General features: G+C 74.3%; 18 protein-coding genes. 13 read left to right on the top strand and 5 right to left on the bottom strand.

All coding sequences use genetic code 11. The features are described 5' to 3' along the window. Positions 1-12: 12 nt before the first annotated feature. The 7 genes from ACIQNU_RS37670 to ACIQNU_RS37640 all read left to right on the top strand — a co-directional run bounded on the left by ACIQNU_RS37670 (position 13) and on the right by ACIQNU_RS37640 (position 8,859). Positions 13-1,986 (top strand): LpqB family beta-propeller domain-containing protein, encoded by a 1,974-nt coding sequence (locus tag ACIQNU_RS37670; RefSeq protein ID WP_401375333.1) that lies wholly within the window; start codon positions 13-15, stop codon positions 1,984-1,986. Next, entirely contained in the window at positions 1,983-2,933 is a 951-nt protein-coding gene (locus ACIQNU_RS37665; RefSeq protein ID WP_401375330.1) for an LD-carboxypeptidase, read from the top strand. The genes ACIQNU_RS37670 and ACIQNU_RS37665 overlap by 4 nt, the downstream gene beginning before the upstream one ends. A gap of 152 nt (positions 2,934-3,085) precedes the next feature. After that, positions 3,086-4,858, top strand: coding sequence for a CocE/NonD family hydrolase (locus tag ACIQNU_RS37660; protein WP_401375328.1), 1,773 nt, complete (start codon positions 3,086-3,088; stop codon positions 4,856-4,858). A gap of 99 nt (positions 4,859-4,957) precedes the next feature. After that, complete coding sequence (locus ACIQNU_RS37655) at positions 4,958-5,191, top strand: DUF1049 domain-containing protein (RefSeq protein ID WP_401375324.1); 234 nt, start codon at positions 4,958-4,960, stop codon at positions 5,189-5,191. Between the two features lie 44 nt (positions 5,192-5,235). Continuing rightward, positions 5,236-5,841 carry a GNAT family N-acetyltransferase gene (locus tag ACIQNU_RS37650; RefSeq protein ID WP_401375321.1) on the top strand — a complete coding sequence of 202 codons (606 nt, stop codon included), beginning with the start codon at positions 5,236-5,238 and terminating at the stop codon, positions 5,839-5,841. Between the two features lie 44 nt (positions 5,842-5,885). Continuing rightward, complete coding sequence (locus ACIQNU_RS37645; protein ID WP_401375318.1) at positions 5,886-6,782, top strand: arginase family protein; 897 nt, start codon at positions 5,886-5,888, stop codon at positions 6,780-6,782. Positions 6,783-6,822: 40 nt separating this feature from the next. Then, a complete protein-coding gene (locus ACIQNU_RS37640) occupies positions 6,823-8,859 on the top strand; it encodes a DUF5107 domain-containing protein (protein WP_401375316.1) in 2,037 nt (678 codons plus the stop codon). A 1,050-nt stretch (positions 8,860-9,909) separates the two neighbouring features. Here ACIQNU_RS37640 and ACIQNU_RS37635 read toward each other — a convergent pair. The 3 genes from ACIQNU_RS37635 to ACIQNU_RS37625 form a co-directional block, all read right to left on the bottom strand. Beyond that, positions 9,910-10,263 (bottom strand): VOC family protein, encoded by a 354-nt coding sequence (locus tag ACIQNU_RS37635; protein ID WP_401375314.1) that lies wholly within the window; start codon positions 10,261-10,263, stop codon positions 9,910-9,912. A gap of 33 nt (positions 10,264-10,296) precedes the next feature. Continuing rightward, positions 10,297-11,106, bottom strand: coding sequence for a methyltransferase domain-containing protein (locus ACIQNU_RS37630; RefSeq protein WP_401375312.1), 810 nt, complete (start codon positions 11,104-11,106; stop codon positions 10,297-10,299). 132 nt (positions 11,107-11,238) lie between these two features. Beyond that, on the bottom strand, positions 11,239-12,852 hold the full coding sequence (locus tag ACIQNU_RS37625) for a bifunctional phosphatase PAP2/diacylglycerol kinase family protein (RefSeq protein ID WP_401375309.1): 1,614 nt from the start codon (positions 12,850-12,852) through the stop codon (positions 11,239-11,241). 128 nt (positions 12,853-12,980) lie between these two features. On the opposite strand from ACIQNU_RS37625, the gene ACIQNU_RS37620 reads away from it, so the two are divergent. The 5 genes from ACIQNU_RS37620 to ACIQNU_RS37600 all read left to right on the top strand — a co-directional run bounded on the left by ACIQNU_RS37620 (position 12,981) and on the right by ACIQNU_RS37600 (position 18,253). After that, positions 12,981-14,600, top strand: coding sequence for an ABC-F family ATP-binding cassette domain-containing protein (locus ACIQNU_RS37620; protein WP_401375307.1), 1,620 nt, complete (start codon positions 12,981-12,983; stop codon positions 14,598-14,600). 85 nt (positions 14,601-14,685) lie between these two features. Then, entirely contained in the window at positions 14,686-14,979 is a 294-nt protein-coding gene (locus tag ACIQNU_RS37615; RefSeq protein ID WP_401375305.1) for a DUF6158 family protein, read from the top strand. A gap of 145 nt (positions 14,980-15,124) precedes the next feature. Further along, a complete protein-coding gene (locus tag ACIQNU_RS37610; protein WP_401375304.1) occupies positions 15,125-15,769 on the top strand; it encodes a hypothetical protein in 645 nt (214 codons plus the stop codon). 46 nt (positions 15,770-15,815) lie between these two features. Further along, complete coding sequence (locus tag ACIQNU_RS37605; RefSeq protein ID WP_401375302.1) at positions 15,816-17,090, top strand: aminotransferase class I/II-fold pyridoxal phosphate-dependent enzyme; 1,275 nt, start codon at positions 15,816-15,818, stop codon at positions 17,088-17,090. Continuing rightward, complete coding sequence (locus tag ACIQNU_RS37600) at positions 17,087-18,253, top strand: MBL fold metallo-hydrolase (RefSeq protein WP_401375299.1); 1,167 nt, start codon at positions 17,087-17,089, stop codon at positions 18,251-18,253. Before ACIQNU_RS37605 ends, ACIQNU_RS37600 begins: the two co-directional genes overlap by 4 nt. Positions 18,254-18,288: 35 nt before the next feature. Here the strand turns inward: ACIQNU_RS37600 and ACIQNU_RS37595 are convergent, their stop codons facing one another. Continuing rightward, positions 18,289-18,906 (bottom strand): DedA family protein, encoded by a 618-nt coding sequence (locus ACIQNU_RS37595; RefSeq protein WP_401375296.1) that lies wholly within the window; start codon positions 18,904-18,906, stop codon positions 18,289-18,291. Then, on the bottom strand, positions 18,903-19,676 hold the full coding sequence (locus ACIQNU_RS37590) for an MBL fold metallo-hydrolase (RefSeq protein WP_401375506.1): 774 nt from the start codon (positions 19,674-19,676) through the stop codon (positions 18,903-18,905). Before ACIQNU_RS37590 ends, ACIQNU_RS37595 begins: the two co-directional genes overlap by 4 nt. An 84-nt stretch (positions 19,677-19,760) precedes the next feature. On the opposite strand from ACIQNU_RS37590, the gene ACIQNU_RS37585 reads away from it, so the two are divergent. Continuing rightward, positions 19,761-20,189, top strand: a complete 429-nt coding sequence (locus tag ACIQNU_RS37585) for a hypothetical protein (protein ID WP_401375293.1) — start codon at positions 19,761-19,763, stop codon at positions 20,187-20,189. The last annotated feature ends 247 nt before the right edge of the window (positions 20,190-20,436 follow it).

The raw sequence follows: 20,436 nt of genomic DNA, 5'->3' as shown, positions 1-20,436 counted from the left end.
AGAGAACCGACGATGCCCCAGGCATACGGAACCTGGCCCTCACCGATCGGCGCCGCCCTGGCCGCCGCCCACGACGGCCGCCCCGAGTACGCCGGTTTCCTCGGCGACGAGGCGTGGTGGACCGCGCCCCGGCCCACCGAGGGAGGCCGCCGCGCCCTGGTGCGACGGCGCCCCGACGGCACCGAGGAATCGGTCCTGCCGCCGCCGTGGAACGTCCGCAGCCGCGTCATCGAGTACGGCGGACGCCCCTGGGCGGGCGCCGCACGCGCCGACGGCCCGCTGCTGGTCTTCGTCCACTTCACCGACCAGCGCCTCTACGCGTACGAGCCGGACACACCCGGCGCCGAGCCGTACCCGCTGACCCCGCTCTCCGCCGTCGGCGGCGGGCTGCGCTGGGTCGACCCGGTGGTGCACCTCGACCGGGGCGAAGTGTGGTGCGTCCTGGAGGAGTTCACCGGCGAGGGGCCCACCGACGTACGCCGCGTCCTCGCCGCCGTACCGCTGGACGGCTCGGCCGCCGACGAGCGGAAGGCGGTGCGCGAGCTGACGCCCGAGCGGCACCGCTTCGTCACCGGACCGCGCCTGTCCCCGGACGGCACCCGCGCGGCCTGGCTCGCCTGGGACCACCCCCGCATGCCGTGGGACGGTACGGAGGTCCTGTGCGCGGACGTCACCGCCGACGGCACCTTCGCCGAGCCGGTGACCGTCGCGGGCGGCCCCGCCGAGTCCGTCGCGCAGGCCGACTGGACGCCGGACGGACGGCTGCTGTTCGCGAGCGACCGCACCGGCTGGTGGAACCTGTACCGCGCCGACCCCGACGGCGGCGCCACCGCGCTCTGCCCGCGCGAGGAGGAGTTCGGCGGGGCGCTGTGGAAGGTCGGCCAGAACTGGTTCGCGCCCCTCGACAACGGCACGGTCGCCGTTCTGCACGGCCGGGGCGCCGCCGTCCTCGGCATCCTCGACCCCGCCACCGGCGACATCGTGGACGCGCCCGGACCCTGGACGGAGTGGTCATCGTCCGTCGCCGCGCACGGCAGCCGCGTCCTCGGCATCGCGGCGGGGCCGCACAGCGGCGCCGAGGTGGTCGAACTCGACACCCGCACCGGCCGCGCCCGCGTGATCGGCGCCGCCCACCACGACCCCGTCGACCCCGCCCACTACCCGCGCCCGGAGATCCGTACCTTCACGGGACCCGGCGACCGCGAGATCCACGCGCACATCCACCCGCCGCACCACCCCGGCGAGACCGCCCCCGACGACACACCGCCGCCCTACGTCGTATGGGTGCACGGCGGACCCACCAGCCGCGCCCCGCTCGTACTCGACCTGGAGATCGCCTACTTCACCTCACGCGGCATCGGGATCGCCGAGGTCAACTACGGCGGCTCCACGGGCCACGGCCGCGCCTACCGCGACCGGCTGAAGGAACAGTGGGGCGTGGTCGACGTCGAGGACTGCGCGGCCGTCGCCCTCGCGCTCGCCGCCGAGGGCACCGCCGACCGGAACCGTCTCGCGATCCGCGGTGGCAGCGCGGGCGGCTGGACCTCGGCGGCGGCGATCACGAGCACCGATGTGTTCGCGTGCGCGGCGATCAGCTATCCGATCCTCGACCTGAGCGGCTGGGGCAGCGGCGAGACCCACGACTTCGAGTCGCAGTACCTGGAGTCCCTGGTCGGACCGCTCGCCGAGGTGCCGCAGCGGTACGCGGACCGGTCGCCCGCCGCCCACGCGGACCGGGTCACCGTGCCGTTCCTGCTGCTCCAGGGCCTTGACGACGTGATCTGCCCGCCCGCCCAGTGCGAACGCTTCCTCACCCGTATTGCCGGACGCGGCATCCCGCACGCCTACCTCACCTTCGAGGGCGAAGGGCACGGATTCCGCCGCGCCGACACGATGATCCGCGCCCTGGAGGCCGAACTCTCCCTGTACGCCCAGGTGTTCGGCTTCGACCGGCCCGACGTCCCGACCCTGGAGCTTGAGCAGTGACCGCCCCCGAACAGCCCGCCCTGGAACAGCCCGCCCCGGAACGCCCCGCCCGGCTTCGGCCCGGCTCCCGCGTCGCCGTCGTCGCCCCCAGCGGACCCGTCCCCGAGGACCGCCTCCAGGCCGGACTCGACCTGCTGCGCGGCTGGGACCTCGAACCCGTCGTCGGCGCCCATGTCCTCGACGTACACCCCCGGTTCGGCTACCTCGCGGGCGGCGACGCCGACCGGGCCGCCGACCTCCAGCGGGCCTGGTGCGACCCCACGGTGGACGCCGTCCTGTGCGCACGCGGCGGATACGGCGCCCAGCGCATGGTCGACCTGCTCGACTGGGACGCGCTGCGGGCCGCCGGGCCCAAGGTGTTCGTCGGGTTCAGCGACATCACCGCCCTGCACGAGGCGTTCGCGGTCCGGATGGGGATCGCGACGCTGCACGGGCCGATGGCCGCGGGCCTCGACTTCCTGAAGAGCGCCCGCGCGCAGACCATGCTCCGCCGGACCCTGTTCGCGCCCGAGACCGTCCGGACCGTGACGGCCGGCCGCACCCTGGTGCCGGGCCGCGCCACCGGCACCACACTCGGCGGCTGCCTCTCCCTGCTCGCCGCCGACCTCGGCACCCCGCACGCCCGGCCGTCGGCCCGCGGCGGTCTCCTCTGCCTGGAGGACATCGAGGAGGAGCCCTACCGGCTCGACCGCTACCTCACCCAACTCCTGCGCGCCGGCTGGCTCGACGGGGTCGCCGGGATCCTCCTCGGCTCCTGGGAGGAGTGCGGCGCGTACGAGGACGTACGGACGCTGCTCGCCGACCGGCTCGGCGGGCTCGGGGTCCCGGTCGTGGAGCAGTTCGGGTTCGGGCACTGCGAGGGGGCGCTGACGATTCCGCTCGGGGTCCGCGCCGAACTCGACGCGGACGCGGGCGTGTTGACGCTGGCGGAGCCTGCGCTGCGGTAGCCCCGGAGGGCGCGCGGCGCCGGACACCTTCACTGAATCTCCGTCAACAATGGCCGGTCGATGCCGTTGACCGTTGCACGACACGTGCCGGACCATGAGCGCGATCGGTACCTACCAGTCGGTAGCCCGTTGCCCTCAGCGTGGAGGTCTCCGTGTTCCGTGCCCGTACGCCCGCCGCCCTCGCCCTGGCCGCCGCGCTCGCCGCACCGCTCGCGGTCGGTGCGCCCGCGACGGCCGCCACCACCGGCCAGTACAGCGTCACCCCGCTGAAGTTCACCGTCGAGGCGGGCGGCCGGACCTGTGTGGTCGACGCCGATCTGTACCGGCCCGCCGGCGTCGACCGGGAGCACCCGGCGCCCGCCGTGGTCGCCACCAACGGGTTCGGAGGGAGCAAGTCGGACGGCTCGACGGACGCGATCGGCAAGGCGTTCGCCGCCCGGGGCTATGTCGGACTCGTCTACTCGGGGCTCGGGTTCGGCAAGTCCGGCTGTCTGATAACCCTGGACGACCCGCTCGTGGACGGCGCCGCCGCTTCCCGCCTCCTCGACTTCCTCGCCGGCAGCCGCGCCGCCGACGACGGCACCCGCGCCGACTTCGTCACCCTGGACCGCGCCGGCGACCCCCGGGTCGGCATGATCGGCGGCTCCTACGGAGGCGCGATCCAGCTCGCCACGGCCGCCGTCGACCACCGCGTGGACGCCCTCGTACCGATGATCACCTGGAACGACCTGGCGTACTCGCTCGACCCGAACAACGCGGCCGACCGCAGCGTCCCCGGCGCCTTCAAATGGCAGTGGACCAACGGCTTCTACCTCATCGGCGAGGGACAGCCGCTGCTCGTGCCGAGCCTCGACCCGTCCCGGTTCAACTCCCTGACCTGTCTGCACTTCGCCACCCGGGCCTGCGACACCATCCGCACCCTCAACTCCGGCCGCTACCCGGCCGGGGTGACGGGACCGATGCTCGACTACGCGCGCAGCGTGTCACCCGTGTCGTATCTGAAGAAGGTCAAGGCGCCGACCCTGCTCGTCCAGGGGCAGGCCGACACCCTGTTCAACCTCAATGAGGCCGAGGCGACGTACCGGACGCTCAAGGCGCAGGGCGTCGACACCCGGATGATCTGGCAGTCGTGGGGACACAGCGGCGGCATCACCGACCCCGCCGCCGGTGAACTCAACCTGGGTCAGGGCAACTTGGAGACCAGCTACGTCGGCCGCCGCATCCTCGGCTGGTTCGACCGCCACCTCCGGCACGACAAGAGCGCCGACACCGGACCCGCCTTCGCCTACTACCGCGACTGGATCACCGACCCCACCCGCACCTATGCCACCGCCCCGGCCGTCCCCGCACGCGACGAGAAGCTGTACCTCTCCGGCGACGGCACCCTCGTGGACGACCCGGCGGAGGTCGCGCGCGGCAGCCGCGAGTACCGGAACTGGCTCGTCCCCACCAGCCACTCCGAAAGCTCCCTCGCCGGCACCATCGGCCTGCCCGACCCGGCGCCCTACGACCTCCCCGGCACCCACCTCGCCTGGACCACCCCGCCGCTCACCCGTGACCTCGATGTCGTCGGCGCCCCGCAGGCCACCCTCAAGGTCGTCTCACCGCGCACCGAGCGCGTCCAGCACTCCGGCGACGCGGCCGACAAGCTGGTCCTCTTCGCCAAGCTGTACGACATCGCACCGGACGGCACCAAGACGCTCGTGCACCGGCTGGTGGCCCCCGTGCGGGTACCGGACGTGACCCGCGCGTTCACCGTCGAGCTGCCGGGGATCGTGCACCGGTACGAGAAGGGGCACCGGCTGCGGTTCGTGATCGCGGCGAGTGACGACGCGTACTTCGGCAACAAGGGCGTCAAGCCGGTGACGGTGGTCAGCGCGCCCGGGGACACCGGGGTGCTGCGGCTGCCGGTGGTCGGCGACTGACCCACCGCCCGCCCGGGGGAGCCTTCACCGTGCGTGAATCCGTACCCGTGTCCATGCTGGTGGGGGGAGGCGCAGTCGTACTCCGGCGGAAGGGTCCCCATGAGCCCCAAGACCAGCACGAGCGAGAGGCAGCGGAACTCGGCGATGACGACCGGACGGATCGTCGTCCTCGCCCTGGCCGTCCTCGGACTCGTCTTCATCTTCCAGAACACCCAGAGCACCGAGATCCGCATCCTCGTCCCGCTGGTGGTCACCCCGCTGTGGCTGGCCCTGCTGGCCACCGGCGTGATCGGGGCGCTCGTCGGATACGTGCTGGCGAGGCGGCGGCGCTGAGAGGGTCCCGGAGGGGCCCAGGACGCCGGGCGTACCGTGACCGGATGCCCGACGCCGCACCCGCGAGCCCACTCGATCCGTCGCCCTCGCATCGGCCCCCGCCGCCCTACCTCGCCGAGAGCGCCCGCGTCGGCATCCGCCGGATCCGCCGGGAGGACGGTGAGGAGTTCGTCGCGCGGGCGCGCGAGAGCCAGGACCTGCACCACCCATGGCTGTCCCCGCCGGTCTCGGCCGCCTCCTTCGCGTCCTACGCGGCCCGGCTCATCGACGACCCGACCCGGCACGGCTTCCTCGTCTGCACCCGCGACGACGGCGCCATCGCCGGATTCATCAACATCAACAACGTGGTCGAGGGCTCCTTCCGCAGCGGCGCCCTCGGCTACGGCGCCTTCGCGCACGCGGCGGGCCGCGGCCTGATGGCCGAAGGGCTCGCGCTCGTCGTCCGGTACGCCTTCCGGCGCCTGGGCCTGCACCGCCTGGAGATCAACGCCCAGCCCGACAACACGGCGTCCCTCGCCCTCGCCCGCTCCGCCGGCTTCCGCAGGGAGGGCTACTCGCCGGACTTCCTCTTCATCGACGGCGCCTGGCGCGACCACGAGCGGTGGGCGATCACCGTGGAGATGACGTCGCCCGGGGCCACGCGCGCGTGAGGAACCCCGTTGCCCCGCGCGGGACCGCCGGTGAGGATGGCCCCATGCGACGCCTCGTGGTCATCGACGCCCCCTCCAATCTGGGCCTGCGCCCGCCCGCGCCCGGCACCGTCCCCGGCGTGTACAAACTCGCCGGAGCCCTGCGCGAGCAGCGGATCGTGCAGCGGCTCGGCGCGTACGAGGGCGGGGTCGTCGTCCCGCCGCGCTACGACCGGGGCGGTTGGCAGGAGGGCGACGGCGTCTTCAACGCCGTAGCCATCGCCGCATACACCGTCAAACTCGCCGACCGGATCGAGCCCCATGTGCGCGCGGGTGACCTGCCCGTCGTCCTCGGCGGCGACTGCTCCATCCAACTCGGCGCCGCCCTCGCCCTGCGCCGCATCGGCCGGTACGGACTCGCCGCCATCGACGGCTCCGCCGACTTCCGGCACACCGGGAACTCCGACGCGATCGGCGCGGCGGGCGGCGAGGAACTGGCTCTGTCGACCGGCCGGGGACAGGCAGACCTCACCGACATCGAAGGGCTCCGCCCCTATGTCCAGGACATGGACGTCCGCCTCTTCGGCATGCGGGACTACGACGAGGACCGCGCCGAACTCGCCGAGCTGAAGATCACCCACGCGACGGTCGGCGAGATCCGCGAGTGGGGCCCGGGGGAGCTGGCCCGCGCGGTCGTGCAGACCCTGGAGGTCGACGTCCTCGACGGCTTCTGGGTGCACCTCGACGCCGACGTCCTCGACCCGACCGTGATGCCCGCCGTCGACGCCCCCGACCCCGGCGGCCTGCTGCCCGCCGAACTCACCGCGCTGCTGCGCCCGTTGGTACGGTCCCCGCGCTGCGCCGGTCTCAACATCACCATCTACGACCCCGATCTGGACCCCGACGGCTCGGCGGGCGCCCTCCTCGCCGACCTGGTCGTCGCGGCCTTTGCGGAATCCTGACCGGGGGTGCCCCTGGTCAGCACCCGGCTGACCCTGTTCCATGGTCATCGGGGCGTCCCGTACCGTCGGCACGCCCCGTACGACTGGGGAGGCCGCCTTGCCGTCGACCGCCACGACGATCCGACGTGACGTACTGACCCTGCCCGCCGCCGGGTTGGGCCCGCCCAACCCGCTGCCGCCGCTGCGCCCGCTCGACGAGGCACACCACATCGACGAGCGGGCCCGCGCCGGACTGCCCCGCGACATGGCCCGGCAGATCGGCTACGAGCCGCTGCGCGGAGTGCTGCCCGTCCGCGTCCTCGACGGCTACGGACGCGAGCGCGCCGACACGGCCCTGGACACCCTCGTCATCGAGAACGCCAAGCTCCGCGTCACCGTCCTGCCGGGGCTCGGCGGCCGGATCCACTCGCTCTTCCACAAGCCCACGGGCCGCGAACTCCTCTACCGGAACCCGGTGTTCCAGCCCGCCGACTTCGCGCTTAACGGCGCCTGGTTCTCCGGCGGCATCGAATGGAACATCGGCGCGACCGGACACACCACCCTCTCGTGCGCCCCCGTCCACGCGGCCCGCGTCCCCGCGCCGGACGGCGGCGAGATGCTGCGCCTGTGGGAGTGGGAGCGGCTGCGCGACCTGCCCTTCCAGGTCGACCTGTGGCTCCCCGACGGCTCCGACTTCCTGTACGTCGGCATCCGCGTCCGCAATCCGCACGAGAAGCCGGCGCCCGTGTACTGGTGGTCGAACATCGCCGTCCCCGAGGAGCGCCGGGTCCTCGCACCCGCCGACGAGGCATGGCACTTCGGGTACGACCACACCCTGCGCCGGGTACCCGTACCGGAGTTCGAGGACGCGGACCGCACGTACCCGCTGAACAGCGCCTACCCCGCCGACTACTTCTACGAGGTGCCCGACGGGCAGCGCCGCTGGATCGCCGCCCTGGACGACACGGGACACGGGCTCGTGCAGACCTCGACCGATCTGCTGCGCGGCCGGAAACTCTTCGTGTGGGGCGCGGGCCCCGGCGGGCGCCGCTGGCAGAGCTGGCTCACCGAGCCCGGCACGGGCGGGTACGCCGAGATCCAGGCGGGACTCGCCCGTACCCAACTGGAACACGTACGCCTCGACGCCGAGAGCGAGTTCGCGTGGCTGGAGGCGTACGGGCCGCTGTCGTGCGCGCCCGGTGCCGTGCACGGCGCCGACTGGGCCGCCGCGCGCGCCGAGACCGAGGGCCGGCTCGGGGACGTCCTGCCGCGCGACGCGGTCGACGCGGCCTACGACGCCTGGCGCCCGTACGCCGACACCGAACCCGGCGAATCGCTGGCCCGGGGCTCGGGGTGGGGCGCACTCGAAGTGCTGCGCGCCGGGTACAAACTGCCGGGCACACCCTTCGACGAGGCGCACATCGGACCCGACCAGGAGCCGTGGCGCGAGCTGCTGCGCTCCGGTTCGTTCCCGGTGCCGCGCCGGGTCGGACCGCCAGGTGAGACTTTGGTCGCCCCGCACTGGCGGGACATGCTGGAGACCGCGCCCGCCGAACCGCTCGCCGAGTACCACCTCGGTGTCGCCCAGTGGCACGCGGGCGACCTCGCGCAGGCCGTCCGCAGCTGGGAGCGCGGGCTCGAACTCGCGCCGTCGCTCTGGCCGTTGCTGCGGTGCCTCGCCGTCGCCGACATCGAGGCCGGCAACCGGGCGCGGGCCGCCGAGCGGTACGCGGACGCCTTCGACGACCTGTGCCAGGAGCGGCGCGACGACGGCGCCGTCTGGACGGCGGTGACGGCGGCGCTAGGCCGCGAGGCGATCGCGGCGCTGCTCGCCGTGGGCGCCACCGACCGCGCCCGCGCGGTCTGGGACCGCCTGCACCCCACCACCCGCGAACGGGGCCGCTTCCGCCTGATCGAGGCCCAACTCCTCCTGGCAGAGGGCGACCGGGCCGCGGCCCGAGCCCTCTTCGACAAGGGCTTCGAAGTGGCGGACCTAAGAGAGGGCGCGAAAACCCTCACAGAAACCTGGTCCCACCTGACGAAGGACCCGGTTCCCCCGCAGTACGACTTCACGATGCAGCCTCCGACGGAGGGGTAAGGGGGTAAGGGGGCAGGGGGGTGGTGTGCTCGGGGACCCGGCGGGTTCGCGGGGCGGGGCTGTGGTGTGTTCGGGGGTCTGGTGGGCCCCGGGGCCGTGGTGTGTTCGGGGGCCGAGTGGGTCCCTCTTCCCGCCGCGGCGGTGGCGCGTCGCGATGGTGGGTGTCCGGCGGCACATCCGCGACGGGCCGGGCCCCGGCGTCCGTGGTGTGTCCGGGGACCTAGCGGGTCCCGCTTCCCGCCGCAGTGGTGGCGCGCCGCGATGGCGGGGGTCCGGCGGCATCCGCTCCGGTCCGGGCCACCCGCCTCGGCGTCTGTGGTGTGCTGGGGGTCTGGTGGGCCCCGGGTGCCGGGGGGGGGGGCAGTGGTGTGTTCGGGGGCCCATCAGGTCCCTCTTCCCGCCGCAGCGGTGGCGCGCCCAGGCGGTGGGTGTCCGGCGGTATCCGTGACGGGCCGGGCCCCGGCGTCCGTGGTGTGTCCGGGGACCTAGCGGGTCCCTCTTCCCGCCGCAGTGGTGGCGCGCCGCGATGGCGAGTGTCCGGCGGCATCTGCGCCGGGCCACCCGCCCAGGCGTCTGTGGTGCTGGGGACCGGTGGCCCCGGGTGCCGGGAGGCCGTGGTGTGTCCGGGGGCCCAGCGGGTCCCTCTTCCCGCCGCGGCGGTGGCGCGCCGCGATGGTGGGTGTCCGGCGGCATCCGTGACGGGCCGGGCCCCGGCGTCCGTGGTGCGTCCGGGGACCTAGCGGGTCCCTCTTCCCGCCGCAGTGGTGGCGCGCCGCGATGGCGCGTGTCCGGCGGCATCCGCGACGGGCCGGGCCACCCGCGCTGGCGTCCGTGGTGTGCTCGGGATCCGGTGGGTCCCCCGGGCCGGGAGGCCGTGGTGTGCTGGGGTCCGTCGGGTCCCTCTTCCCGCCGCAGCGGTGGCGCGCCCCGGCGGCGGGTGTCCGGCGGCATCTGCGACGGCACCAGGCCGGGTGACTCCTCGTGGGTCGAGGGCGGAGCCCCGTGGGTCCCCCGGCCGGGGAGGCCGCCGGGCCTCGGTGTCCCTGCCGGTCAGGCTGCCGGCCGCCGGTCCACGTACTCGAAGACCGAGCCGTCCGGGTGCATCGCGATCAGGTTGCGGCCGGCCGGGGTGGGGATCGGGCCCGCGAGGATGCGCGCGCCGGATGAACTCAGGACGTCGTGGGCCTCGTCCACATCGCGGACCGCGATCGTCGCGGCGACGCGGCGCAGCACCTCCAACTCCTCCTCGGGCCCGCTCATCAGCAGAAAGCACCCGACGGCCGCCACCGACACACCCCCGCGGTCGAAGCGGAGCGCCGTCCCGCCCGCGAGCCGCTCGTAGAACGGCACCGAGACCTCCAGGTTCTCGACGCAGATACGCAGGGTGGTTCCCAGAATGTCCATGCGGGCGAGCCTAGTTGGGGCGGCCGGACCGCGTCACACGCGACAGAGGATCTCCCCGTGCAGAACCGAGAACCAGCCGTCCTCCTCGGCACCCCAGCTCCGCCACGCGTCGGACACCGCCCGCAGCCGCGCGGCGTCCGCGTGGCCGCTCTGCACCGCGCGGTCGGCGTAGGCCGACGCGAGAGTGCGGTCCGCCCACAGTCCGCTCCACCAGGCGCGCTCGTCGGCGGTCGCGTAGCACCAGGTCCCCGCCGTCGCCGTGATGTCCGTGAAACCGGCCTGCCGTGCCCACGCCTTGAGACGGCGCCCCGCGTCCGGCTCGCCCCCGTTCGCCCGGGACACGTTCTCGTACAGGTCGAGCCAGTCGTCCAGACCGGGCGACGCCGGATACCAGGTCATCGCCGCGTAGTCCGCGTCCCGTACCGCGACGAGCCCGCCCGGCCTGGTCACCCGCCGCATCTCGCGCAGCGCCCGTACCGGATCGCCCACGTGCTGGAGCACCTGATGCGCGTGCACCACGCAGAAGCTGTCGTCCGGGTACTCCAGTTCGTGCACGTCGGCCACGGCGAACTCGACGTTCTCCAGGCCGCGTTCGGCCGCCGTCGCGCGGGCCTGGTCCAGGATGCCGGGCGCGTGGTCGACGCCGGTGACCTGCCCGTCGGGGACGAGCGCGGCCAGGTCGGCGGTGATGGTGCCGGGCCCGCAGCCGATGTCGAGGATCCGCATATGGGGCTTGAGGGAATCGATGAGATAGGCCGCCGAGTTGGCGGCGGTGCGCCAGGTGTGCGAGCGCAGCACGGACTCGTGGTGGCCGTGCGTGTACACGGCGGTCTCCTTCGGCATGCCGTTTCCCCTTCGTGCTTCCCCGCGTACGGGCCACGCGCGGTCCGGCACCGCACGGTCCCCTCACCGTACGCCCCATGTCGCATGTTGAGACCATTCGTCTCATGATGCGAAACGGGCTGTCTGCGGGGCTCAGACCGTCAGCGGGCGGTACACCGTCAGCGACTCGTGCAGCTTGTCCACGATCAGCGAAGGACCGCACGGGGCAACCTCCCCGTCGTACGCGAGCGGCGTCCCGGGCGCGATCCCGTCGACCCGCAGCCGATGGCGCCGTACCGCCGCGTGCAGCGGCGACCGCGACAGCGGCCCCGCGAGCGCCGCGCCCAGGAGGCGGATGCCCGGCCACCGGCCGCCGTGCACGGCCCGTACGTCGAGCAGCCCGTCCGCGAGATCCACGCGCCGCCCGGCCGTCGGACCCATCCGGCTGTACGTGCAGTTGCCCGCGAACAGCAGCCACAGCGGCCGGCGCCGCCCGTCCAGGACGGCCTCCAGCGGATGGTCCCTGCGCAGCACATGGACGGCCGCGACCACATCCGCGAGCCGCCCCCCGATCCGCCGCGACCACCGCTCCCGCTCCCGCACCAGCTCCGGATACGCGCCCAGGCTGAAGGTGTTGAGGAAGTACCCGGAGGCGCCCGGTGCCCCGTCCGCGCCCGGTCCCTTCACCGACCGGAACCGGCCCACGTCCACGGCGACCGCGTCACCCCGTCCGACCGCCCGGACCAGATCGCGTGGATCCTCTATCCCCAGGTCGTATGCGAAGTGGTTCAGGGTGCCGCCGGGCAGCACCGCGAGCGGCAGTCCGTGCCGCAGCGCGACACCCGCCGCCGTGTTCACCGTGCCGTCGCCGCCGCACACCCCGAGGACGACCGCGCGGGACGCCGCCTTCTCCAGCTCGCCCGCCACCTCCGGGCCCGCGCACTCCACGATCTCCGCGTACGGCAGCGCGTCCCGCAGCGGACGCATCCGCTCCGGGGAGCCCGCCGCCGTGTTGACCACCATCACCAGGCCCCGGCCGTCCGGCAGCGCGGGCGCGTCCACCTGCGGCCGGCCAGGGGCCGGCATCTGGTCGCGCGTCGGCACGAGACCCCGTACGGCGAAGGCGGCGCCCGCGCCCAGCGCGGCGCCCGCCAGGACGTCGCCCGGATAGTGCACGCCCGTGTAGATCCGCGAGAACGCCACCGACACGGCGATCGGCGCGACGACCGCGCCCCAGCCCCGCGACTCCAGGGCCACACCCGTCACGAACGCGGCGGCCGACGCGGCATGCCCGGAGGGGAACGACGTGGTGACCGGCTGCCGCTTCAGCCGCCGTACCACGGGGACGGCGTCCAGTATCGGCCGCGCCCGGCGCACCGACCGCTTCCCGAGCGTGTTGATCGTCGCCGACGCCAGCGCCAGCGAGGCCATCCCGCGCACCGCCGCGCGGCGGCCCCGGGGCGTGCGCGTGGCGGCGAGGCCCACGGCGACACCGGCCCACAGCAGCCCGTGGTTCGCGCTCCGGCTCAGCCGGGGCAGCACCCGGTCGCCGCCCGGCCAGTGGTGCGTGGCGACCGCGTCGAACAGACCCCGGTCCAGCCCGGCGAGCCGGTCCCGCAGCCCCGGCGGAGGAGGCGGCGCGGACGGCGTGAACAGCCGGCCGGACGCGGCGGGCACCCGGCTCAGGAAGCCGGTGAGCCGTCCGAGGACGGCCGCCGGGCGGGGCGGGAGGGACGAGTTCGCGAAGGTGTCGATGGCAGGACGCATTCGGCACGGGTACCCGCTTCCCGGCGCCCCGACGCGCGGCGCGTCCCTCCGCCGCCCCGCGCGTGGGGAGGATCACTCGGGGAAAATCACTTGGACGCGGCCCCGGCGCGGCACGGACAATGCGCGGCATGGGACATCTGGAAGTCGCGCACCTGGAGTACTACCTGCCGGACGGGAGGGCGCTGCTCGGGGATGTCTCGTTCCGCGTCGGCGAGGGCGCGATCGTCGCCCTGGTCGGGCCGAACGGCGCGGGGAAGACCACCCTGCTGCGCATCGTCTCGGGCGACCTGAAGCCGCACGGCGGCACGGTCACGGTCAGCGGCGGCCTCGGTGTGATGCCCCAGTTCGTGGGGTCGGTACGGGACGAGACGACGGTACGGGACCTGCTCGTGTCGGTCGCGACGCCCCGGATCAAGGCCGCCGCGAAGGCGGTCGACGCCGCCGAGCACGGCATCATGACCGTGGACGACGAGGCCGCGCAGCTCAGGTACGCGCAGGCGCTCGCCGACTGGGCCGAGGCGCGGGGGTACGAGGCCGAGACGCTGTGGGACATGTGCACCACGGCGGCGCTCGGCGTCCCCTACGACCAGGCGCAGTGGCGCGAGGTCCGCACCCTCAGTGGCGGCGAACAGAAGCGGCTGGTCCTGGAGGCGCTGCTGCGCGGCACCGACGAGGTCCTCCTCCTCGACGAGCCGGACAACTACCTCGACGTGCCGGGCAAGCGCTGGCTGGAGGAGCGGCTGAAGGACACCCGCAAGACGGTCCTGTTCGTGTCGCACGACCGGGAACTGCTCGCCCGCGCCGCCGAGAAGATCGTCAGCGTGGAGCCGGGTGCGGCGGGCGCCGACGCCTGGGTGCACGGCGGCGGATTCGGCACGTACCACGAGGCACGGCGGGAACGCTTCGCGCGCTTCGAGGAGTTGCGGCGCCGCTGGGACGAGAAGCACGCCCAGCTCAAGAAGGTCGTCCTGGCGCTGCGTCAGGCCGCCGAGAACAGCGCCGAGCTGGCGTCGCGCTACAAGGCGGCGCAGACCAGGCTGCGGAAGTTCGAGGAGGCCGGGCCGCCGCAGGAGCCGCCGCGCGAGCAGGACATCCGGATGCGGATCGTCGGCGGGCGCACCGGGCTGCGGGCCGTCACCTGCCAGGGCCTGGAGCTGACCGGCCTGATGAAACCCTTCGACCTGGAGGTCTTCTACGGCGAGCGGGTCGCGGTCCTCGGCTCCAACGGCTCCGGCAAGTCGCACTTCCTGCGGCTCCTCGCGGGCGGCGACGTCGCCCATACGGGCGCCTGGAAGCTGGGTGCCCGGGTCGTGCCGGGACACTTCGCGCAGACCCACGCGCACCCCGAGCTGGAGGGCCGCACCCTCCTCGACATCCTCTGGCGCGATCACGCCAAGGACCGGGGCGCGGCGATGTCGCGGCTGCGGCGGTACGAGCTGACCGGCCAGGCCGAACAGTCCTTCGACCGGCTCTCGGGCGGCCAGCAGGCCCGTTTCCAGATCCTGCTCCTGGAGCTGACGGGGGTGACCGCGCTGCTGCTCGACGAGCCGACGGACAACCTGGACCTGGAGTCGGCGGAGGCCCTTCAGGAGGGGCTTGAGGCGTTCGACGGCACGGTACTCGCGGTCACCCACGACCGCTGGTTCGCGCGCTCGTTCGATCGCTACCTGGTGTTCGGCAGCGACGGACGGGTGCGGGAGACACCGGAGCCGGTGTGGGACGAGCGAAGGGTGGAGCGGGCCCGATAGCGCGGGGCCCGGCTGCTCGCGGGGCCCGATCGGCCGACCGTTCGTACAGTGGAGGCAAGGACACGACGACCGAGTGGGGTGCACCATGACCGGAGTCGACCCTGGCCGTCTGGACGACCAGCAGCTGATGCGGGAGCTGGAGACCATCCACCGCACCCGCCACGACACCCTGCTGCACGGCTCGAACGAGGCGCTGCACACCCACAACGAACGCATGGCCCAACTGGAGGGCGAGTACCTGCGCCGCCACCCCCGCCGCCCGGTCGCCCGGGGCAGGACCCGGGCGGGCGCCCGGGAACGGGAGGCCGATCCGGCCGATCCGGAGGGCGGGCCCGGGACGGGCGCGGGGGTCACGGACGGCGCGGGGGTCGGCGCCTGACCGGGCCGCGCGTGAAATCACCCGGGCGGCGGTGTGTGTAGCGCGAATGGGTCCGGCCGGGGGCGGCCTCGCGGTGTGCGGGCTCTGATGGGCGGGACGGGTGCGGGACCGTGCCCGTCGTTCCCGGTCGAAGGAGCCCGTCCCCATGCCCCGCATCGTCCCCTTCCTGGCCGTAGGCGCCCTGGTCACGCTGTCCGTGTTCTCCACGGTGTCCACGGCGTACGCGGAGCCGTCCGCCGAGGTCCGCCCGCACCGGGTCGAGCCCGGCGGCAGCGTGGAGATCCATGTGTCGTGCGAACGCGGCGGCGGACACGAGGGCGGGCGCGAGGGGGAGCGGGGCGGCGGGCGCGAAGGGGAGCGGGGCGGTGGCCGGGACCCCGAGTTCATCGAGGCGCACTCGCAGGCGTTCGAGGACGGCCGCGTCAAGCTGCACCGGGCCTCCGGCAACGAGGACCGGAAATCCGGCGCCTCCTACCGCGGCCACGCCCGGATCGCCAGGGGAGAGAACTTCGAGGGCGGTCCGCACAATGTGGGCCCGGTCTCCGAGTGGAGCGTCGAGGGCCACTGCCCCGGCGAGCGCCGCTGGTCCGCGAGTTTCACCGTGGTCCGCGAGACCGGCGTCCGGCACGGCGTGCACGCCGGTGAGGGCGGCACCTTCACGGACTCCCGTACCGCCCTGGTCACCGGCGGCGTCCTGATCGCGGGCGCGCTCGGCGCGGCCGTCTACCGGGTGCGCCGCAAGGACGCGGACAGCGAGACGACCGGGACCGCCGGGACGACCGGGAGCTGACGGCGCGCGTCCGGGCGAGGCGACAGGACACCACGGGGAGGCACGGATGCGGCGGACGGACCACGAGGGCCACGGCCCCGTCCGCTTCGGCCCGCCCCTGCCCGAACCCGGCTTCCCCGTCCTGCCCGAACTGTCCCGCGCGCTCACCGACGCGGCCGGAGCGACGGCGGCGCACCCCGTGGGCGGCGGCCCCGCGCTCCTCGACGCCGCCTGCGGCTACTGGGCGCGGCGCGGACTGTCCACGGGGCGCGGACACGTCGCCGCGGCCCCGGGCGCGCCCCCGCTGCTGCTCGCGCTGACCGCCGTGCTCGGCGGCGACGTCCTGCTGCCCCGGCCCTGCCCGGCCTGGTGGGGGCCGCAGGCGCGGCTCATCGGCCGCTCCGTGTTCCATGTGCCGACGCCCGCCGAGTGCGGGGGAGTCCCGGACCCGTACGCCCTCCTGGAGACCGTGCGCCGCGTGCGGGCCGAGGGCGGTGACCCCCGGCTGCTCGTCCTGTCGGTGGCGGACGACCCGACGGCGACCGTCCCGCCGCCCGAGGTCCTGCACGCGACGGTCGAGGCCGCGGCGGACGCGGGTCTGCACGTCGTCAGCGACGAGACCTGGCGCGACACCCTGCACCCGTACCCCACCACGCCCCGCGCGGACGACGGCTCCCGGCGGCCCGTCCTGCTCGGCCCCGCCGAGATGCATCCGGACCGCGTGACCGTCGTCGTCGATCTCGCGGGCGCCTTCCTGCCGGGCGGCTGGCCGGCCGCCGTCGCCCGGTTCCCGTCGACCGACGAGGGCCGCCGGCTGTCCGACGCGGTGCTCGACGTGCTCACCGCCGTCGGCGGGCGGATCGCGGCGCCGGTCGCCGCCGTGGCCGCCCACGCGCTCGCCGAACCCGAAGGCGTCACCGCCCGCCTCACCGCGTCCGCGCGCGTCCACGGCGCGGTCGCCACCGCCGCGCACCGCGCCGTCCAGCGCGCGGGAGCCTTCGCGCTGCCCCCGCGCGCGGGCCGCCATCTGTACGTCGACCTGGGCCCCCTGCGCCCCGCGCTCGCCGTCCGCGGGGTCAACGACGCCCAGGAACTGGAGGACTACCTCACCGGACTGCTCGGCATGCCCGCCCCCGGCGGCCACCGCTTCGGCGACGACCTCGGCGCCCTGCGCGTACGCCTGGCCACCGCGCCCCTGCTCGGTACGACGGAACAGCAGCGCGCCGAAACCCTCACCGCGTCGGACCCCCTGGAAATGCCGTACGTGGCACGGGCGTTGACGATGTTCGGCACGGCTTTCGACGACCTCCGCGCCGACGCCCAGCGAAGGGAGCCTCGATGACGCAGCAGACGCAGCAGACGGAGCCCACAGAGCCCACGGAGCCGAAGGGGACCACGGAGTCCACGGAGTCCACGGAGTCCACGGAGTCCACGGAGCGGACCGGGCAGACCGGGCAGCTCGCCGGACCGGCGCCCGCACCCGTACCCCTCCCCCTTCTCCCCGGAACCGCCCCGGCCCCCGGCCCCCCGCCGCGTCCCCTCGCCGAACCCCGCCCGCTCGGCGGCACCCGTATCTGGCCCAAGTCGTTCGCCGACCGGCTCACCGCACCCCTGCCCGGTCTGCGCGGCTTCGCCCGCTTCGCCCGCGAAGGTGCCGTACGGCCCCGCCCCGACGGCCTCGAAGACATCCCCCTGCTGCCGTTCGAGCCGGGTCCGCTGCCGCGCGTCGACGCCCGTACGACCGCCGTCACCTGGGTGGGACACGCCAGTTGGGTGGTGCGGATCGGCGGGCTCACCGTCCTCACCGACCCCGTGTGGTCCCGCAAGATCCTCGGCACCCCCGCGCGGATCACGCCCGTCGGGGTCGCCTGGAGCACGCTGCCCCGCGTCGACGCCGTCGTCATCAGCCACAACCACTACGACCACCTCGACGCGCCGACGCTCGCCCGGCTGCCCCGGGACACGCCCGTCCTCGTACCGGCCGGGCTCGGCGCCTGGTTCCGCCGCCGGGGGTTTCGCGGGGTCACCGAACTCGACTGGTGGGAGGCCGCGCGGATCGGCGGGGTCCGCTTCGACTTCGTCCCGGCCCACCACTGGTCCAAGCGCGGCATCCGCGACACCTGCCGCACGCTCTGGGGCGGCTGGGTCCTCACCGACGGCGACGGGCAGCGCGTCTACTTCGCGGGCGACACCGGCTACGGCCACTGGTTCTCGCGCATCGGCCGCCGCTATCCGGGCATCGACCTGGCGCTGCTGCCGATCGGCGCCTACGACCCGCGCTGGTGGCTCAGGGACGTCCACTGCGATCCGGAGGAGGCGGTACGGGCGGCGCGGGATCTCGGGGCGCGGCGGATGGCCCCGATGCACTGGGGCACCTTCCTGCTCTCGGCCGAACCCGTCCTCGAACCGCTGACGAGGGTGCGGGCCGCGTGGGAGCGGGCCGGGCTCGACCGGGCGGACCTGTGGGATCTGCCGGTCGGGGCCTCGCGGGTCCTGGAGACGTGAGCGCGCCCTGACACGCGGGGCGCCATCGGCTCCGCTCAGGCGGCGGGGCGGCGGACGCGGCGCCACAGCATCGGCACCGCGCTGATCACCAGCGTCAGCCCCACCGCCGTGGCGACGCCCTCCCACGGCTCCGCGAACAGGGAGCCGCCGAGTATCCCGATCAGCTGATACGTGACGGCCCACGCCAGACACGCCGGTACGTCGCCGCGCGCGAAGCGGCGCAGCGGCCAGCGCGCCATGAGACACGCCAGCATCACGGGGATACGGCCGGCCGGGACGAGCCGGGACAGCACGAGGACCGTCACCCCGTTGTCGGCGAGCTTGGTCTGCGCCTGTTCGAGGCGGTCCTCCGGCGCGTGGGAGCGGATCGCCTCCAGCCAGCGGGAGCCGTTCTTCGAGCGCATCCCGCGCTGCCCCAGCCAGTACAGGGCGATGTCCCCGAGGAACGCCGCGAGCGCCGCCACCACGAAGACGAGCAGCATCGAGAACGGCGCCGTCTGATGGAAGGCCACCACCGCCGCCGAACTCACCAGGGCACCGGTCGGCACCACCGGCACCAGGGCGCCGATCATCACCAGCAGGAACAGCGACGGATAGCCGATCGCCTGCTGGGTGGTCTCCGCGGGTACCGTCGCCGCGGCCAGCGGGATCACCGGGCGACCTCGGGCCGCACACTCTCGCCGTGCCGCAGCCGGTGCACGGCGACCTCCGGGGCGCGCAGCGCGGCGAGCCGTACGAACTCGTCGCCGGGGGAGTGGAATTCGTGCGGGCGGACCCCGTCCATGCCGATCGGCCAGTACGTGCCGTAGTGCACCGGCACCGCGCTGCGCGGGGCGAGTCTGGCCAGCGCCTCGGCCGCCCGGCCCGGGTCCAGATGGCTCTCGCCGAGGAACGGACCCCAGCCGCCGACCGGCAGCAGCGCCACGTCGACCGCGCCGACCTCGTCGGCCATCGCGTCGAAAAGGCCGGTGTCCCCGGCGAAGTACGTACGCGCCTCGCCGGTCACCACATAGCCGAGCGCGGGCGACAGATGAGGGCCCACGGGCAGCCGCCGCCCGTCGTGCTCCGCGCGCACCGCCCGTACGACGAGATCGCCGACCGTCGTCTCCTCGCCCGGGGACATCTCGGTCACGTCGAGCGCCCCGAGCCTGCGCAGGCCCGGGACGGAGCGGGGCGCGCCGCGCGGGACCAGGACGCGGGTGCCGGGGGCGAGCCGGGCCAGGGACGGCAGGTGCAGGTGGTCGGAGTGCAGATGCGAGACGAGGACCAGATCGGCGACCGTGGCGCGCGCGGGCGGGAGTTCGCCTCTGCGGCGCCGCAGATGCGCGAGGCGGCGGGCGAACAGCGGGTCCGTCAGCACGCGGACGCCCGAGTCCTCGACCGTGCAGGTGGCGTGCCCCCACCAGGTGATCTCCACCGGCACTTCCGTTTCCTCCCTCACGCGACTCCCCCCGAGCCTACGGGCACCGGTAGGGTCGTCGCCGAAGCGCGGGAGATGAGGGGCGCCATGGGACTGGCCGACGACGGTACGCCGGGCGCGCTGCGGGTCGCGGCGATCGCCAGCCTGATCCCGCTGGAGGAGCTGGACGCGGACCCCTTCCTCGTGGACTCGCGCAGCCAGTACGCGATGTGTGCCCGGTGGGCCACCGCACACGGCCATGTGATCACCCGTGAACTGCTGGTCCACGCCCTGCGCCCCGACCACTGCGCCCTGTGGACCGATGTCGAAGCGGGCGAGGTCGACCTGTTCGTCACCCCGAGCCGACGGGTCCTGGAGCGCGCGCTGCGGTCCGTGGACGACTTCACGGCGGAGTGCGCGCGGCGAGGCGTACCGGTGGAGGTGGCGGGCCTGGACGAGCCGCGTTACGACGCGGAGATGAAGGCCAGGGTCCACCGCCGCCTGTCCATGCCCACGGCCGGGTACGACGGCAGGTAGTCCCGCCGCGCGCGGCCCGGCCACTTCGGCGCCCCGGTGACCGGCCGGGGCGGGTCTGCCGGTCCGGTGTGGCAGGGTGGGTGGGCAGGGTCTCTCGTTTGGATCAGGCCGGATCAGGGAGCGGGGTCTGGTGCCGTGCATCGCAAGGCGGGGGAGGGAGTCAGGGCGGCGCCCTGGCGACCGACGACAACGCGGCGAGGTGCGGTGCCAGGGCCCGCGAGCCCGGCCTGATCCAAACGAGAGACCC

The organism is Streptomyces sp. NPDC091292, assembly GCF_044757265.1.
Lineage (GTDB): Bacteria > Actinomycetota > Actinomycetes > Streptomycetales > Streptomycetaceae > Streptomyces.
Note: the sequence above shows the minus strand (reverse complement) of the source record. Positions and strands in the feature narration are given on the sequence as shown.

What these genes read in the sequence shown, in the direction of transcription:
- ACIQNU_RS37670 (WP_401375333.1), top strand. Translation starts at nt 13, where the DNA reads ATGCCCCAGGCATACGGAACCTGGCCCTCACCGATCGGCGCCGCCCTG.
- ACIQNU_RS37655 (WP_401375324.1), top strand. Translation starts at nt 4,958, where the DNA reads ATGAGCCCCAAGACCAGCACGAGCGAGAGGCAGCGGAACTCGGCGATG.
- ACIQNU_RS37650 (WP_401375321.1), top strand. Translation starts at nt 5,236, where the DNA reads ATGCCCGACGCCGCACCCGCGAGCCCACTCGATCCGTCGCCCTCGCAT.
- ACIQNU_RS37645 (WP_401375318.1), top strand. Translation starts at nt 5,886, where the DNA reads ATGCGACGCCTCGTGGTCATCGACGCCCCCTCCAATCTGGGCCTGCGC.
- ACIQNU_RS37640 (WP_401375316.1), top strand. Translation starts at nt 6,823, where the DNA reads ATGGTCATCGGGGCGTCCCGTACCGTCGGCACGCCCCGTACGACTGGG.
- ACIQNU_RS37635 (WP_401375314.1), bottom strand. Translation starts at nt 10,263, where the DNA reads ATGGACATTCTGGGAACCACCCTGCGTATCTGCGTCGAGAACCTGGAG.
- ACIQNU_RS37630 (WP_401375312.1), bottom strand. Translation starts at nt 11,106, where the DNA reads ATGCCGAAGGAGACCGCCGTGTACACGCACGGCCACCACGAGTCCGTG.
- ACIQNU_RS37625 (WP_401375309.1), bottom strand. Translation starts at nt 12,852, where the DNA reads ATGCGTCCTGCCATCGACACCTTCGCGAACTCGTCCCTCCCGCCCCGC.
- ACIQNU_RS37620 (WP_401375307.1), top strand. Translation starts at nt 12,981, where the DNA reads ATGGGACATCTGGAAGTCGCGCACCTGGAGTACTACCTGCCGGACGGG.
- ACIQNU_RS37615 (WP_401375305.1), top strand. Translation starts at nt 14,686, where the DNA reads ATGACCGGAGTCGACCCTGGCCGTCTGGACGACCAGCAGCTGATGCGG.
- ACIQNU_RS37610 (WP_401375304.1), top strand. Translation starts at nt 15,125, where the DNA reads ATGCCCCGCATCGTCCCCTTCCTGGCCGTAGGCGCCCTGGTCACGCTG.
- ACIQNU_RS37605 (WP_401375302.1), top strand. Translation starts at nt 15,816, where the DNA reads ATGCGGCGGACGGACCACGAGGGCCACGGCCCCGTCCGCTTCGGCCCG.
- ACIQNU_RS37600 (WP_401375299.1), top strand. Translation starts at nt 17,087, where the DNA reads ATGACGCAGCAGACGCAGCAGACGGAGCCCACAGAGCCCACGGAGCCG.
- ACIQNU_RS37585 (WP_401375293.1), top strand. Translation starts at nt 19,761, where the DNA reads ATGGGACTGGCCGACGACGGTACGCCGGGCGCGCTGCGGGTCGCGGCG.